Below are 14,541 nucleotides of genomic sequence, written 5' to 3' on the forward strand. Positions count from 1 at the left end.
GGCGGCGTCCACCGCCTCGACGGACAGCTCATGGTCGTCCTCGATGTCGATCGCGTCCTCGAGCTCGCGCCCGAGATGATGGCGGCCTGATACGGCGGCATTGCCACCGACGTACCTGCAATTGGAAGTGCCCCCGCAAAAAGGGGTGGAAGTAGAGGTTCACATGCGAACTTGTCTCGTCGTTGATGATTCCAGCGTCATCCGCAAGGTTGCGCGCCGGATACTGGAGGGCCTCGACTTCCAGATCCTCGAAGCCGAGGACGGTGAGAAGGCGCTGGAGGCCTGCAAACGCGGCTTGCCCGACGCGGTGCTGCTCGACTGGAACATGCCGGTGATGGACGGCTACGAGTTCCTCGGCCATCTCCGCCGCATGCCCGGCGGCGACCAGCCCAAGGTCGTGTTCTGCACCACCGAGAACGACGTCGCGCATATCGCGCGCGCATTACATGCCGGCGCCAACGAGTACATCATGAAGCCCTTCGACAAGGACATCGTGACGGCGAAATTCCAGGAAGTCGGCCTTATCTGAGCGACTGCCCGGAGGCTGAACGGATCCTTCGGCGTTTGTTTTCAACTGAACCGTTTCAGTCTGAGTTGGTGAGTAATGAGTGTTGCGTTCGCAGGTAATTCGACTACGGGCTCGTCGCGCGAAGCCGGACCGTTGCGGGTGATGGTCGTCGACGACTCCGTCGTCATCCGCGGCCTGATCTCGCGCTGGATCGGTGCCGAGCACGACATGGAGGTCGCGGCCTCCTTGCGTACAGGGCTCGAGGCGGTCAACCAGATCGAACGCATCAATCCCGACGTCGCCGTGCTCGACATCGAAATGCCCGAGCTCGACGGCATCTCGGCGCTGCCGCAATTGCTGGCGAAGAAGCGCGATCTCGTCATCATCATGGCCTCGACGCTGACCCGCCGCAACGCGGAGATCAGCTTCAAGGCGCTGTCGCTCGGCGCGGCCGACTACATTCCCAAGCCGGAGTCGACGCGTGAGGCATCGGCTGCGGACATCTTCCACCACGATTTGATCCAGAAGATCCGCCACCTCGGCGCCCGGCTGCGCCGGAAGCCCGCGGTTGCGAGCCCGCCACTGGCGCCCGCGAGCCCTGCTGCACCGACTGCACGTGCACCCGCTATCGCGCGGCCTGCCACGCCCGCGCAGGCCTCGTCCCTGCTGAGTCCGTCGTCGCCTCTGGTCACGCGTCCGTTCTCGACCCAGGCCCCGAAGGTGCTGCTGATCGGCTCATCGACCGGCGGTCCTCAGGCACTGATGACGCTCGTCACCGAGCTCGGCCCGGTGATCGACCGCTTCCCGGTGCTGATCACCCAGCACATGCCGCCGACCTTCACCACCATTCTCGCCGAACATCTGGCGCGCACGAGCCGCAAGCCCGCGGCCGAGGCGGTCGACGGCGAGCCGGTGAAACCGGGCCACATCTATCTCGCGCCTGGCGGCAAGCACATGCGGGTCGTGCGCAGCGGTGCCGACGTGGCGATCGCGCTCGACGACGGCCCGGCCGTCAATTTCTGCAAGCCCGCGGTCGATCCGCTCTTCACCTCCGCCATCGACATCTGGCATGGCGCCATCCTCTCCGTGATCCTGACGGGCATGGGCTCCGACGGCATGCGCGGCGGCAAGGACATCGTTGCCGCCGGCGGCAGCGTCATCGCGCAGGACGAAGCCTCCAGCGTGGTCTGGGGCATGCCGGGCGCGGCGGCCACTGCCGGCATCTGCGCGGCGATCCTGCCGCTCAACCAGATCGGCGCCAGGGTCAATCGCCTGTTCGCGGGAGACCGTTCGTGACGCCGGGTGACTACGACTATCTGCGCAAGTTCCTGAAAGAGCGTTCCGGCCTCGATCTCTCTCCAGACAAGCAGTATCTGGTCGAGAGCCGGCTCATGCCGCTGGCCCGCAAGGCGAGCCTCCCCGGCATTCCCGATCTCGTGCTGAAGATCAGGAACGGCGACGGGCGGCTTGCGGCCGACGTGGTCGAAGCGATGACCACCAACGAGACCTTCTTTTATCGGGACAAGATTCCGTTCGATCATCTGCGCGAAACCATCCTGCCGGGACTGCTTCAGGCGCGCGCGGCGCGCAGATCGCTGCGCATCTGGTCGGCGGCGTCGTCGACCGGGCAGGAGCCCTATTCGATCGCGATGTGCGTGAAGGAGATGGGCGCAGCCTTCGCCGGCTGGCGCATCGAGATCGTCGCCACCGATCTGTCGCAGGAGGTGCTGGAGAAATCCAGGGCCGGACTCTACAGCCAGTTCGAGGTGCAGCGCGGCCTGCCGATCCAGCACCTGATGAAATACTTCACGCAAGTCGGCGACGTCTGGCAGCTTAATGCCGACATCCGCGCGATGGTGCAGTTCCGCCAGCTCAATCTGCTGCAGGACTTCTCCCATCTCGGCACGTTCGACGTGATCTTCTGCCGCAACGTGCTGATCTATTTCGACCAGAGCACCAAAGCGGTGATCTTCGAGCGCATGGCGAAGGGTCTGGAAGCCGACGGTACGCTGCTGCTTGGCGCCGCCGAATCCGTCGTCGGCATCACCGATGCGTTCCGTCCGATCACCGACCGCCGCGGTCTCTATCAGCTCAACCCCGCGCGCTCCGGCCGCCCGATGGGCGGCTTGATGCCGCCGACGTTGAAGATCGCCGCGGCGCGGTGAGATGTTCTGACCTCACCCCGCTTGCGGAGAGGGAGAACTATTCACAAAATCGCATGCGGCAAAAACCGCGAGCCGTTGCCGGTGATCGGGCTTTCGTCCTCGCGGATCGACAGCCCGCAGGGTTCGTGATTCACCAGCCAGCTTCCGATCACCGGGTAGAAGCCCGAAAAATTCGGCAGCGGTGACAATGCCTGTCGCACGAACCCTTCGGCGCCGTAGGGGCCGGCCTGCGCGTCGAGCGGCATGCCGCCGGACACCAGCGTGACATTGGCACCCTCGCGCGACAGCAGCGGCTTGCGCACATAGGAGCTGCCGAGCTCGGTTGCCCGCGGATCGTCCTCGAAGAAGGCCGGCAGCAGATGGGGATGGTTCGGAAACATCTCCCAGAGCAGCGGCAGGATGCCCTTGTTGGAGAGCACCGCCTTCCACGGCGGCTCGATCCAGCGTGTCTGTGCGCCCTTGAGCCTGGCGCCGAAGGCGTCGTGGAACATCCATTCCCAGGGATAGAGCTTGAAGGCGAGCGCAATGTCGCTGTTATCGAGATCGACGAAACCGCCGGGCTGGTCGCGCCAGCCGATCGCCTCGATGTCGAGAAGTGTGGTCGAGAGGCCCGCCTGGCGCGCAGTGTCTTCGAGATAAGCGAGCGTGCCGGCGTCCTCCTCATTGCCTGTTGTGCCGGTGAGATGGACGTGGCGGCCCGCGGCAATGTCCTTCCACGCCGCGATCAGCCGCTCGTGGATGGAGTTGAACTGGTCGGCGCGACCAGGGATGATGCGGCGTTCGATGGCCTGTTCGAGCCAGGTCCACTGAAACACCGCGGCTTCGAAGATCGAGGTCGGCGTATCCGCATTGTATTCGAGCAGCTTTGCCGGTCCCTTGCCGTCGAATTTCAGATCGAGCCGGCCATAGAGGCTGCGTTCGTCGCGCTCCCAGCTCTCCGCGATCAAGCTCCAAAATGCCTCCGGGATCTTCAGGCGCCGCAAATGGCGTTCGTCGCCGATCACGCGGCCGGCGAGCTCCAGGCACATCGCATCGATCTCGCCGGTCGGCGTCTCGATGCCGCGCTCGATCTCGTCGAGCGTGAAGGCGTAGTAGGCGCGCTCGTCCCAATAGCGCTCGCCGTCGATGGTGTGGAAGGCAAAGCCGCATTGTTCGGCGGTCTGCCGCCAATCGTCGCGCTCGGGACAGACGATGCGTCGCATGGATCAGCCGCCGCCCGAGAAGCCATGGCCGAACGAGCCGAAGCCGCCGCGGCTCACGCTGCTCGATCCAGAATCGGACGAATTTGCCGACGAGGAATGGCTCGAGGAATCGCTGCTGAAAAAGCTCGATCGCGACGACGAGCCCGAGCCGCCGCTGCCGCCTGATGAACCGCTGCTACTGCTGCAGGTGGTACTCGTCTGCCCCGGCAGGGCGCCGGGGGAGGGTTCGCAGTGCTGCCGCGGCATCAGCGTGTAGGCGGTGGTGCCGACCGCGATCGTGCCCATCACCAGCAGCGCGACATGGCCGGAACGCTTCGCCTGAGGCCGCGGAGGCGGCGGCTCGGCCGGCGGCCGGCGTTTGCCGAACTGTTTGCTGGAAGGTTTGTCGGCCATATCACTGGCTCATATCAGTAGATCAGTAGATCATGCAGGCTGCGTTCAGCAGGCCTGCCGCGAGCGAGGAGAGGCCGAGCCAGATCGCCGGCGCAAGCTCGCCGGCGGCAATCCGCGCCGACAGGTTCGGCACCGGCACCTTCACGAGAAAGAACACGACGATCTGGACGATCAGCGCGATCATCGCCCAGATCAGGCAGTCCAGCACATTGGCCGAATGTGCGATGGCGCTCACCAGCGGCGCCACGAAGCCCAGCAGGCTGAGGCCGAGCGCAATTGCCGCAGCCGGATCGTTGTCGCGGATCAGCTGGAACTCGTTATGCGCCGTGATGCGGGTGTAGACGAACAGATACGCCACGATCGCGACCAGCCCGGTGCAGAAATAGACCAGGAAGGCGGGCAGGCCAGCCAGTGATTGCAGGATCATGGATGGAGGTCCAATGGATGAGGGCAGGACGCTGCACTAATACTCGGTCGCGGCGTCGACACAGTTGGTTCGACTCCAAAGGCCAAGTCTTGGTGTTGCCTCGGCTTGACTGCTCCGTACACGGATCATCCGCCACACAGTTGCAGCCAGGTTCCTGGGGTTCAATACTTGAAAGTTCCGGTGATGGTGTGCTTTGCCCGATAAGCATCGATATAATTTTTGCAAGCGGTCTTGAATTCGCCGGGCAAGGGAACGCTTCTGTTCGTTTGATTGGTCTGGGAGCGCAGCCGCTTGTCGATGTTGTCGAGAATGGTTCGCGTCGTCTTGTAATCAGGATTTTCCCCGACCTTCGCACTCAGCACCGCGCGCGTTTGTTCGATTGCATCATAGTTTTCGAAGTAAGCCCATGGCGCCACGACCGAGATAATTCCGAGCAGATTTGCTCTACCATTCTTGCCGTAGTCTGTGCTGTCGAGCTCTGGATCGTTGAGGTGGACGATCGGAACGCAGACAGTGGTGTTATCAATGATGTTGCCGAGGATCAGAACGGAATTCAGCCTGGCATCGTAGATGTCGCTGCGCGCTGCGTAAGTCAGAACCGAGACGACAGCAACATTATCCTTGTCTCGAAACAGAGAGATGAACTCATTCAACTTCGTGGTATCGTTTGGGGTCCCGGACGCTGCATCGAGAGCGCTTTGTCTTGCCATGATGGCTCTCAGCGCTGCCGTTGCACTCAAGAGCTTGCTGCCCGCATCCGAAGGCATCTTTGGGGATGTGATGCTCGGTTCGAGCCCAGAAATGAGCGTGACAAGGCATGGAACTGCAGTCTTGATGTCTTGCAACAGGGCGTCGGGTACGATGGGGACCCCCTTCGAAGGTATGCCGCTGGTCGCGGCTTGGTACTGCGTGCAGACGGCGGCTTCCTGCGCGCTCGCCCCATCGTATGGACAGGCAATCATCGCAATGAGCGTGTACAATGCAAACCGAGGCAATAGAGTTGTCACTTCGTCACCACTTCTGGGGGGTCTGTAGCAGCCGGTTGACTCGGGGCTTTGAGGGCGCCTTTGGCGTCGAAGTTCTGTCCGTTGTTTGGATTGCTCGTCAGTTTGCGGTTTGCCTCCAGCAGTGCATCAGCTTGCTTGTCGTTCTGAAGATTGACGCAGACCACTTCCTCGTACTCGGGGAAGTCCTGGCCCCCGGAAGTTTGCCGGAAGCTCGACTTATTCAGCCGGATAACGAATTCTTTCGGTACCATGTCGACGAGCTGGTCGAATTTTCCGTTGATCCTGTGGTCGCTAACGACGTTGGTGCCGCTCTCCGGCATGCGATAGAACATCCCGGAGATGCGCTTTCTCGACGAGCTTTCGTCATCCTCTTCAGGGGATGCTTGCAGAGTCAGGGCTTTTGACTTTTCGCAACCGATTCCCTTTCCCTTCGAGGCCGCTTTGCCTTTTGACTTGGTCGCTTCGCTCGACCGAGCGGTGGTTTCAATCGTATTCAAGTCTGCCAGCGTATAGGGCACAAAAACTTCGATGTACGAATTTCCGCGCAAGACCGATGGAATTGGCGTGCCGTCGATGAAGAACTGCGAAGTGTAATATGCGATCTTCGATGATCCGTCAGTGCTCTTAATAAGCACGCGCAAGTACTTCTTTTCGGCCCTGAATGTGTCCGCCATCATGGGATAATAGGTCACCATCCCGAATGCCACGCACAGAGCGAGTATTCCGGCGCCCCCCGCTATTGCCACGTTGTATTTTGCAGCTGCAGTATCCGAACTGAAATTGCCGGCGCTCTGCGTGCCGGTTCCGTAAAGAAGGAGGGCAATGCCCAGGACAACGAGGACGAAAGTGAACGCCGCATGCATTGTCTCAATCCGCCACTGAGCGATGAATAGCAACACACCGCCCAAGAGCAGGTAGAATAAGCCGCTGCTCGGAAATCCGAGACAGAATTCGCGAAATGTTTTGGGAGAGGTGTCGGTTGGTCGCTTGAGACTTGCGATGTCGTCACTGAGCTTCTTGAGGGTGGCCTGTACATCGAACTGTTCGTTCGACTTTTGTCCTTCGGGATTCTTATTTGCGTCTTCCGCGTTCTCTCGCATTGGGCGCCTCGTCGAAAATAATTACTGCAATTAAATGACTTGCGTATCGTTCAGTGGTCCGAGGAGTCTTCCTCGAGTGGGGCATAGCGATCGGAAATGCTAATTTTGAACAATCTTCAGGCGAGGTATTTTGATCCTAGCGCACAGGTTGACGTTCTTTCAAGGGGACTGCGGAGGCGTTGACACGGCACCTTTGCATCCCCCAAAAACAAAACCCCGCCATTTGCGGCGGGGTCCAGGCTGGGAGGAGCAAGCCCCGAAGGGCTCGCGGGTAAACCCAGGATCAGGCGGGAATGCGTTCTTCGACCTCGTGCGGCTCGCGCAGCACGTAGCCGCGGCCCCACACGGTCTCGATGAAGTTGCGGCCTTCCGAGGCATTCGCGAGCTTCTTGCGGAGCTTGCAGATGAAGACGTCGATGATCTTCAGCTCGGGCTCGTCCATGCCGCCATAGAGGTGGTTGAGGAACATTTCCTTGGTGAGGGTCGTGCCCTTGCGGAGCGAGAGCAGCTCCAGCATCTGGTATTCCTTGCCGGTCAGATGCACGCGCTGGCCGCCGACTTCCACCGTCTTGGTGTCGAGGTTGACGACGAGGTCGCCGGTCTGGATGACCGACTGGGCATGGCCCTTGGAGCGGCGCACGATCGCGTGGATGCGGGCAACCAGCTCGTCCTTGTGGAAGGGCTTGGTCATGTAGTCGTCGGCGCCGACGCCGAGACCCTTGACCTTGTCCTCGATGCCGGCGAGGCCGGAGAGGATCAGGATTGGTGTCTTGATCTTGGAGACCCGGAGCTGCTTGAGCACGTCATAACCGGACATGTCGGGCAGGTTGAGGTCGAGAAGGATAATGTCGTAATCGTATAATTTACCGAGATCGACGCCTTCTTCCCCCAAATCGGTCGTGTAGACGTTGAAGCTCTCAGACTTCAGCATCAGCTCGATCGACTGCGCGACGGCGCTGTCATCTTCAATCAGCAAAACGCGCATGCCAGTTCCCCATAGTCGCCGCTCCTGGGCGTCAGGTCGGCCGCATTCGCGGCACACAACAAAACGCCTTTGAACAACTGATTCGGATCCTGACAACAGATGGTTAACAAATTCTGATTCTGGAACGCAAGCCCTGTGGATGCAATTTTCGTCGAATCGCCCTAAGGTCTTGTGCGTGAAGCAGCTTTCGTTATCCGGTTCCGTTCAAGTTCCACTTTAAGAGACGGGCCTAACCGACTCCCGCGACTCAGCCTTCTTCTGAAGGGGGGTCACGCTCAGTCACAAAGACAGTGACGCAATGATTAACGATGCGGGTAAACACGAAGTTAAGCGCCGTTCAGAAATATGGCGAAACTTAAGGTTTTCACCGTGAAGCCCCGGATCACAAAGGCGATCACCTTAATGACGGCCCTCTCATGAAGGCTCTTGCCGAACAGATCGGCGATATCGACGGCGTCAATATTTATGGCCGTGTGGTCGGCGTGCGCGGCCTGATGGTCGAGGTGGCCGGACCTATTCACGCGATGTCGGTCGGCGCGCGGCTCGTGATCGAGACGGGCGCCAATCGTTCGATCCCCTGCGAGGTGATCGGCTTCTCCGGCAACAACGCCGTCGTGATGCCGTTCGCAGGCCTCGACGGCGTGCGGCGCGGCTGCAAGGCCGTCATCGCCAATGCCGCAAATCAGGTGCGGCCTTGCGCGGCCTGGCTCGGGCGCGTCGTCAACGCATTGGGTGAGCCGATCGATGGCAAGGGGCCGCTGCCGCAGGGCCCGGCGCCGATGCCGTACCGCAATTCGCCTCCGCCGGCGCATTCGCGCAAGCGCGTCGGCGCGCCGCTCGATCTCGGCGTGCGCGCGATGAACACGTTCCTGACCTGCTGCCGCGGCCAGCGCATGGGCATCTTCGCGGGCTCCGGCGTAGGCAAGTCGGTGCTGCTCTCGATGCTCGCGCGCAACGTCGATGCCGCGGTCAGCGTCATCGGGCTGATCGGCGAACGCGGCCGCGAGGTGCAGGAATTCCTCCAGGACGATCTCGGCGAGGAGGGCCTGGCGCGCTCCGTCGTCGTGGTCGCGACCTCGGACGAGCCGGCGTTGATGCGCCGCCAGGCCGCTTATCTTACGCTGGCGGTCGCCGAATATTTTCGCGACGAGGAGCAGGACGTCCTCTGCCTGATGGACTCGGTGACGCGCTTTGCCATGGCCCAGCGCGAGATCGGCCTGTCCGCCGGCGAGCCGCCGACCGCCAAGGGTTATACGCCGACCGTGTTCACCGAGCTGCCGAAGCTTCTGGAGCGCGCCGGGCCGGGCATGGGGGAGGGCGCCATCACCGCGATCTTCACGGTGCTGGTCGACGGCGACGACCATAACGAGCCGATCGCGGATGCCGTCCGCGGCATCCTCGACGGCCACATCGTGATGCAGCGCTCGATCGCCGAGCGCGGCCGCTATCCCGCCATCAACATCCTCAAATCCATCTCCCGCACCATGCCGAAATCGGCCGACCCGGAGTTCTGGCCGACCATCCAGAAGGCGCGGGCGGTGATGGCGACCTATGCCGACATGGAGGAATTGATCCGGCTGGGCGCCTACCGCGCCGGCTCCAGCGCCGAGGTCGACGAGGCGATCCGCCTGCACGAGCCGCTGGAGGCCTTCCTGCGCCAGCGCAAGGACGAAAATGCATCCCTGGCGGACGGCTACCGCCAGTTGGCGCAAATCCTCGGTAATTTGGAAACGGAACGCTAACTTTGTCCCGTCATCATCCGATCCCACAGAGTAGCAGAGCCGGTCTTGGCCCAGTCGGGCCTGTGGGGAGACCGGTGTTGTCCCACGTGCAGCTAGGGGACTTCTGGGGAGTACGAGTCGATGAAGTCACGTGATACCCTCATCCGCCTGAAGAAATTTCAGGTCGACGAGAAGCGCCGCCGGGTCACCCAGATCGAGACCATGATCGCCGACTTCCAGCGGATGTCGACCGATCTTGAACGCGAGATCTCGACCGAGCAGGAGCGTGCCGGGATCAACGATCCCGCGCACTTCGCCTATCCGACCTATGCCAAGGCTGCCATCCAGCGCCGCGAGAACCTGACCCGCTCCGCCGACGAGCTGAAGGGCCAGCTCGACGAAGCCAAGGCCGCGCTGGGCGAAGCCTTCGAAGAGCTGAAGAAGGTCGAGCTCCTCGACGAGCGCGACCAGGCCCGCGAACGCGCCGAAGAGAACGCCCGCGAGCAGGCCGACCTCGACAGCATCGGCCTGATGCGCGCCCGCATCGGCGCCGTCGCCTGAGGCCCCAGCAGCCGGACTGACGAGAATTTGCAAAACCCGGACCCTTGAGGTCCGGGTTTTCCGTATTTGCTATCCACAGTGTGGCGCCCCGCCCCTTGGTGATGGGCTTTGCCGCGCGCTATGGTAGCGGAGTGCCGGGGCCTGCGCGGAACGCGACTGGCCGTTGCGTGGGGGGCTGAATGCTGACGCCAGCAGAGCTGGTCGGGCTGATTGGGGAGGTCGCCAAGGGCGATCAGGCCGCGTTCGAGCGTCTCTACGTCGCCACGCGTGCGAAACTCTATGGCGTCGTGCTCCGTATCTTGCGCCGACAGGATCTCGCAGAGGAGGTCATTCAGGAGACCTACGTCAAGATATGGAACAGCGCCGGCCAGTTCAATCCCGCTCTGTCGTCGCCGATCACGTGGATGGCGTCGATCGCGCGCAACCGCGCCATCGACATCGTGCGCAAGAAGACGGAAGTCTCCATCGAGGAAGAGCCGCAGGCGATGGAAGTCGCGGCCGACAGCCCCGATCCGCTGGCGCGGAGGGAGATGACCGAGGAGTTGAAACGGCTCCTGGAATGTATCGGCCGGCTCGAGCCGGACCGTCAGAGGCTCGTGCTTCTCGCCTATTACAACGGCTGGAGCCGCGAGCAATTGGCGGAAAAATTCGCCGCACCCGTCAATACGGTGAAGACGTGGCTCCGGCGCAGCATGTTGGATATTCGCGAGTGCCTCGGGCTATAGAGGATGATGAGAGTGCATATGCTGGCGCGGCGTTCTCGCTTCTCTTCCGCAGGGAGAGGTGAAGGAAACTGATGGCCTATACGGAGGACCATATCGCGCTCGCCGCGGAATATGCGCTCGGTACGCTCGACGCCGGTGAGCGCGCGCAGGTCGAGACCATGATGGCGGTGGACAAGGCGTTCGCCGATGTCGTGCAGGCCTGGGCCTACCGGCTCGGCGTCCTCAACCAGATGGTCGGCACGATCGAGCCGCGTCCGATCGTGTGGGAGAACATCCGCTCCGAGTTGGCGAGGACGGCCTTTGCGCAGGAGGCGCCAGCGCTGCCGGAAGCCTCGGCGCCGCCACCCCCTGTGCCGGAGCCTGCCGCGTCTGAAGCGGCGCCGCCGGAGTCGTCGTCGGAGGTCGCGCAGCCGGCGGAGCCACAGCCTCCCGAAGCGGAGCCGCCCGGGACGGCGCGACCTGTGTTCGACACGCTTTCCGACGTCACGCCGATCTTCATGCCGCAGGTCCACGCGCCAGATCCTGACGTCGTGCGCGCGCCACCGCCGCCGGTCGCCGACAACAGCAATGTGATCCGGCTCGAGAGCCGCGTGAAGCGCTGGCGCACCATCGCATCCGCGGTTGGTGCGCTCGCGGCCGCGCTGCTGGTGACGCTGTCGCTGCAGATCTTCCAGCCCGAGGCGCTGCCGGGCGGCCTGCGTCCTGCAGCGCGCATTCAGACGGTCGAGGTGAAGACACCGGCGCCGATCACCGCGTCGTCGCAATATGTCGCGTTGCTGCAGGGCCAGGGCGGCGGCCCCGCCTTCATCCTGACCATCGACGGTTCGACCAAGAACTTTACCGTGCGCAAGGTCGGCGCGACGCCGGAGCCCGGCAAGAGCTTTGAGCTCTGGCTGATCTCCGACAAGCTGCCGCGCCCGCGTTCGCTCGGCGTGATCGGTGCGGGCGATTTCACCGCGCGCCCGGTGCTTGGCTCCTACGATGCCGACGTCGTCAACGGCGCGACCTACGCCGTCACCGTCGAGCAGGCCGGCGGCTCGCCCAATGGCCAGCCGACATCGGCGCCGGTGTTTTCCGGCAAGCTGATCGAGACCGTGCCGCCGTCCCAGCCGCAGGCGCCCGCGAAGAAGTAGTGGGGCGACAAGTCCGAATACTTGTCGCACCCGTCCATCCCGCTGTCGTATCCCGACAAATCCAGCCGAATCCGCCCCCGATTTGAACCTCGGTGCATTCCGCGGCGTCAAATGCCCGGAATTTGCAGTCGGCACCGCCGATCATGGTGCCGGAGAGGGGCGAGAAATCAGATGGATGCAGCGAAAACGTCGGGCATCTTTGTTCACCAATATGCGGGGCTGCCACACGGCCCCGCCTTCGAACATTGGCGCGAGCGGGCCGTCGGTTCCTGCGGCTTGGACATCGGGCCGAGCCGCGGCGACAGCATCGATTGCCGCCTCCAGGTCAGCGTGGTCGATAACATCGCTCTCGCCATTCCCGAAGGCGCCTCCGCGCAATATTCACGCACTCAGAGCCACCTTGCCGACGGTAGCGACGATCTCGTCCTGATCGCAGGCCATGCGGGGCTCGTCCGCGTCGGGCAGAACGGCCATACCGTGGAGCTCGCGCCTGCGCAGATGGTGCTCGTCGACATGGGCATCACCGGGTCCGTCGGCCATACCGACGAAGATCGCTTCACCACCATCCGCATGCCGCGCCGGGCGCTGCTCGACATCAATCCCCGCGCCGAGGACAAGCTGTCGCAAGTGCTCGCGGACGGCGCTGTCGCCGAGACGGTCTTCCGCTACCACTCCCTTGCCGCCCATCACGCACCGCATCTCGACGCCATCGGCCAGCGCCTCACCGCGCAGCACATGGTCGATCTCGTCGGCCTCCTGCTCGGCACCGACGCCGAACATGCAAGTCTCGCGCGCGGCCGCGGACAGGCGGCGGCCCGTCTAGATCTCATGCGCGCCGACGTGATGGCCGGCCTTGGCCGCAACGATCTCTGTTTGTCCGAGATCGCCACGCGCTCCGGCCTGAGCCCGCGCCAGGCGCAGCGCCTGTTCGAGCAGGCCGGAACGACCTTCACCGAATTCGTGCTGGAGCAGCGCCTGCTGCAGGCGCGCAAGCTGCTCGGCGATCCCCGCGCCAGGATCCGCAAGATCAGCGACATCGCGCATTCTTCGGGCTTCTCCGATTTGTCCTATTTCAACCGTGCCTTCCGCAAGCGCTTTGGCGCGACGCCGTCGGAACTGCGCGAGGCGTGAGCCGCGATTTGGGCAGGGGCGCGCCGCTGCTCCAGTTGGTCGATCCGGACGAATGAGCTATATTTGTCCGCGCGGGGCGGATCACCGGATTCCCTGGAACAGCGAAGTGAACGGACATGGCGCGCATCGTCGTGCTCGGCGCCGGGTTTGCAGGTCTGTGGGCGGCCATCGGTGCCGCACGCAAGCGCGACGAGATCGGCGCGGCCGGCCGTGACATCGAGATCCGTGTCGTCGATCGCAATTCCTATCACAACATCCGCGTCCGCAATTACGAGGCCGACCTCGGCGAGGTCGCGCTTCCGCTGCCGCAACTGCTCGACCCGATCGACGTCAGTCACGGGATCGGCGAGGTCGAAGCCATCGATCCGGCACGGCGCGAGATTTCGCTGGTCACCGGCGACGGCGAGGAGACGCTGAGCTACGACCGCCTGGTGCTGGCGCTCGGCAGCGAAGTGATGCGTCCCCTCATCCCCGGCCTTGTCGAGCATGCTTTCGACGTCGATACCTATGCTGCGGCGCTCCGTCTCGGGGATCATCTCATGTCGCTCGGGCGCAGCGCGCCATCGCCCGGGCGCTCGACGGTCGTCGTGGTCGGCGCCGGCTTTACCGGCATCGAGGTCGCGGCCGAGATGCCGGACCGGCTGGCCCGCGCCGGCATCACCGGCAGCCGTCGCATCATTCTGGTCGATCCCAATCCGGCGGTCGGCGCCACCATCGGCGCGCATGCGCGTCCCGTCATCGAGACGGCGTTGGCCTCGCTGGAGGTCGAGACACGGCTCGGCGTCCGCGTCGCATCCGTCGAGGCTGCCGGCATGCGCCTCAGCTCGGGCGAGTTCATTGCGGCGCAGACGGTGATCTGGTGTGCGGGCATGCGCGCGAGCCCCTTGGCGGCGAGCTTTCCGGACGCACGCGATCGCCTTGGGCGCCTTCTCGTCGACCCCTTGATGCGGGTTGCGGATGTCGGCGGTGTGTTCGCGGCCGGCGACATCGCCTCGAGCGTGGTCGATGGCTTGCATCCGAGCGTGATGTCCTGCCAGTTCGCGCGTCCCATGGGTCGCTTCGCCGGTCACAATGTGGTCGCCGATCTCGCAGGCCTGCCGATGCTGCCGCTGCGGATCGACTGGTACGTGACCGTGATCGATCTCGGCGGATGGGGCGCGCTCTATACGGAAGGGTGGGACCGCGAGGTGCGGACCACCGGTCAGGCTGCCAAGGCGACCAAGCAAACCATCAACCGCAAGCGCATCTATCCGCCGCTCTCGGGGCGCAAGGACGAGCTGTTCGCCGCGGCCTCGCCGACCGTGCAGGCACCGCCGCCGACCTATGGGGGGCCGCGTCGTTGAGCTGGGCCTGCGCCCATGAGCCGGGCCAATCAAGCAAAGGAAGGCAACGTCCGCCGAGGCTTTGTCCCGAAGCCGGTTAAGCCGTTGCGAACGGCATCATTGCTATCTCCTAGTCAGGACCTCGACGGAGCCTATAGAAT

General features: G+C 63.3%; 15 protein-coding genes and 1 pseudogene. 10 read left to right on the forward strand and 6 right to left on the reverse strand.

All coding sequences use genetic code 11. The features are described 5' to 3' along the window. The 4 genes and pseudogenes from IVB31_RS08900 to IVB31_RS08915 form a co-directional block, all read left to right on the forward strand. A pseudogene (locus tag IVB31_RS08900) lies at positions 1–90 on the forward strand (chemotaxis protein CheW); the annotation flags it as partial. Positions 91–163: 73 nt separating this feature from the next. Beyond that, the gene (locus IVB31_RS08905) at positions 164–529 is read left to right on the forward strand and encodes a response regulator (protein WP_007600538.1); all 366 of its coding nucleotides are present in this window, start codon (positions 164–166) and stop codon (positions 527–529) included. Positions 530–604: 75 nt separating this feature from the next. Beyond that, on the forward strand, positions 605–1,804 hold the full coding sequence (locus tag IVB31_RS08910) for a chemotaxis response regulator protein-glutamate methylesterase (protein ID WP_247320907.1): 1,200 nt from the start codon (positions 605–607) through the stop codon (positions 1,802–1,804). Further along, positions 1,801–2,673: a protein-glutamate O-methyltransferase CheR gene (locus IVB31_RS08915; protein WP_247320909.1), complete on the forward strand. Its 873-nt coding sequence runs from the start codon at positions 1,801–1,803 to the stop codon at positions 2,671–2,673. Before IVB31_RS08910 ends, IVB31_RS08915 begins: the two co-directional genes overlap by 4 nt. A gap of 41 nt (positions 2,674–2,714) precedes the next feature. Here IVB31_RS08915 and IVB31_RS08920 read toward each other — a convergent pair whose 3' ends face one another. The 6 genes from IVB31_RS08920 to IVB31_RS08945 all read right to left on the reverse strand — a co-directional run bounded on the left by IVB31_RS08920 (position 2,715) and on the right by IVB31_RS08945 (position 7,787). After that, positions 2,715–3,875: a glutathionylspermidine synthase family protein gene (locus tag IVB31_RS08920; protein ID WP_247320910.1), complete on the reverse strand. Its 1,161-nt coding sequence runs from the start codon at positions 3,873–3,875 to the stop codon at positions 2,715–2,717. Positions 3,876–3,878: 3 nt separating this feature from the next. Continuing rightward, the gene (locus IVB31_RS08925; RefSeq protein WP_247320912.1) at positions 3,879–4,268 is read right to left on the reverse strand and encodes a hypothetical protein; all 390 of its coding nucleotides are present in this window, start codon (positions 4,266–4,268) and stop codon (positions 3,879–3,881) included. Positions 4,269–4,290: 22 nt separating this feature from the next. Next, positions 4,291–4,695, reverse strand: a complete 405-nt coding sequence (locus IVB31_RS08930; RefSeq protein ID WP_247320915.1) for a DUF350 domain-containing protein — start codon at positions 4,693–4,695, stop codon at positions 4,291–4,293. Between the two features lie 161 nt (positions 4,696–4,856). Next, positions 4,857–5,675, reverse strand: a complete 819-nt coding sequence (locus tag IVB31_RS08935; protein WP_247320917.1) for a hypothetical protein — start codon at positions 5,673–5,675, stop codon at positions 4,857–4,859. Between the two features lie 23 nt (positions 5,676–5,698). After that, positions 5,699–6,802, reverse strand: a complete 1,104-nt coding sequence (locus IVB31_RS08940) for a hypothetical protein (protein WP_247320919.1) — start codon at positions 6,800–6,802, stop codon at positions 5,699–5,701. Positions 6,803–7,085: 283 nt separating this feature from the next. Further along, positions 7,086–7,787: a response regulator transcription factor gene (locus IVB31_RS08945; RefSeq protein WP_007600544.1), complete on the reverse strand. Its 702-nt coding sequence runs from the start codon at positions 7,785–7,787 to the stop codon at positions 7,086–7,088. A 416-nt stretch (positions 7,788–8,203) separates the two neighbouring features. Between IVB31_RS08945 and fliI the strand changes: the two genes are divergently transcribed. The 6 genes from fliI to IVB31_RS08975 all read left to right on the forward strand — a co-directional run bounded on the left by fliI (position 8,204) and on the right by IVB31_RS08975 (position 14,401). Next, positions 8,204–9,529, forward strand: coding sequence for a flagellar protein export ATPase FliI (gene fliI, locus IVB31_RS08950; protein WP_247320921.1), 1,326 nt, complete (start codon positions 8,204–8,206; stop codon positions 9,527–9,529). 120 nt (positions 9,530–9,649) lie between these two features. Beyond that, positions 9,650–10,069, forward strand: coding sequence for a flagellar export protein FliJ (fliJ, locus tag IVB31_RS08955; RefSeq protein WP_247320923.1), 420 nt, complete (start codon positions 9,650–9,652; stop codon positions 10,067–10,069). Positions 10,070–10,248: 179 nt separating this feature from the next. Beyond that, the gene (locus IVB31_RS08960; RefSeq protein ID WP_247320925.1) at positions 10,249–10,794 is read left to right on the forward strand and encodes a sigma-70 family RNA polymerase sigma factor; all 546 of its coding nucleotides are present in this window, start codon (positions 10,249–10,251) and stop codon (positions 10,792–10,794) included. 71 nt (positions 10,795–10,865) lie between these two features. Further along, entirely contained in the window at positions 10,866–11,927 is a 1,062-nt protein-coding gene (locus IVB31_RS08965) for an anti-sigma factor (RefSeq protein ID WP_247320927.1), read from the forward strand. Positions 11,928–12,098: 171 nt separating this feature from the next. Beyond that, complete coding sequence (locus IVB31_RS08970; RefSeq protein ID WP_247320929.1) at positions 12,099–13,058, forward strand: AraC family transcriptional regulator; 960 nt, start codon at positions 12,099–12,101, stop codon at positions 13,056–13,058. A 116-nt stretch (positions 13,059–13,174) separates the two neighbouring features. Next, positions 13,175–14,401 carry an NAD(P)/FAD-dependent oxidoreductase gene (locus IVB31_RS08975; protein ID WP_247320932.1) on the forward strand — a complete coding sequence of 409 codons (1,227 nt, stop codon included), beginning with the start codon at positions 13,175–13,177 and terminating at the stop codon, positions 14,399–14,401. Positions 14,402–14,541 lie beyond the last annotated feature (140 nt).

The sequence above is a fragment of the Bradyrhizobium sp. 21 genome (assembly GCF_023073335.1).
Taxonomy (GTDB): Bacteria; Pseudomonadota; Alphaproteobacteria; order Rhizobiales; family Xanthobacteraceae; genus Bradyrhizobium.

Bases quoted from the DNA above. Each gene is read 5' to 3' on its own strand.
- IVB31_RS08905 (WP_007600538.1), top strand. From the start codon at position 164: ATGCGAACTTGTCTCGTCGTTGATGATTCCAGCGTCATCCGCAAGGTT.
- IVB31_RS08910 (WP_247320907.1), top strand. From the start codon at position 605: ATGAGTGTTGCGTTCGCAGGTAATTCGACTACGGGCTCGTCGCGCGAA.
- IVB31_RS08920 (WP_247320910.1), bottom strand. From the start codon at position 3,875: ATGCGACGCATCGTCTGTCCCGAGCGCGACGATTGGCGGCAGACCGCC.
- IVB31_RS08925 (WP_247320912.1), bottom strand. From the start codon at position 4,268: ATGGCCGACAAACCTTCCAGCAAACAGTTCGGCAAACGCCGGCCGCCG.
- IVB31_RS08930 (WP_247320915.1), bottom strand. From the start codon at position 4,695: ATGATCCTGCAATCACTGGCTGGCCTGCCCGCCTTCCTGGTCTATTTC.
- IVB31_RS08940 (WP_247320919.1), bottom strand. From the start codon at position 6,802: ATGCGAGAGAACGCGGAAGACGCAAATAAGAATCCCGAAGGACAAAAG.
- IVB31_RS08945 (WP_007600544.1), bottom strand. From the start codon at position 7,787: ATGCGCGTTTTGCTGATTGAAGATGACAGCGCCGTCGCGCAGTCGATC.
- fliI (WP_247320921.1), top strand. From the start codon at position 8,204: ATGAAGGCTCTTGCCGAACAGATCGGCGATATCGACGGCGTCAATATT.
- fliJ (WP_247320923.1), top strand. From the start codon at position 9,650: ATGAAGTCACGTGATACCCTCATCCGCCTGAAGAAATTTCAGGTCGAC.
- IVB31_RS08960 (WP_247320925.1), top strand. From the start codon at position 10,249: ATGCTGACGCCAGCAGAGCTGGTCGGGCTGATTGGGGAGGTCGCCAAG.
- IVB31_RS08965 (WP_247320927.1), top strand. From the start codon at position 10,866: ATGGCCTATACGGAGGACCATATCGCGCTCGCCGCGGAATATGCGCTC.
- IVB31_RS08970 (WP_247320929.1), top strand. From the start codon at position 12,099: ATGGATGCAGCGAAAACGTCGGGCATCTTTGTTCACCAATATGCGGGG.
- IVB31_RS08975 (WP_247320932.1), top strand. From the start codon at position 13,175: ATGGCGCGCATCGTCGTGCTCGGCGCCGGGTTTGCAGGTCTGTGGGCG.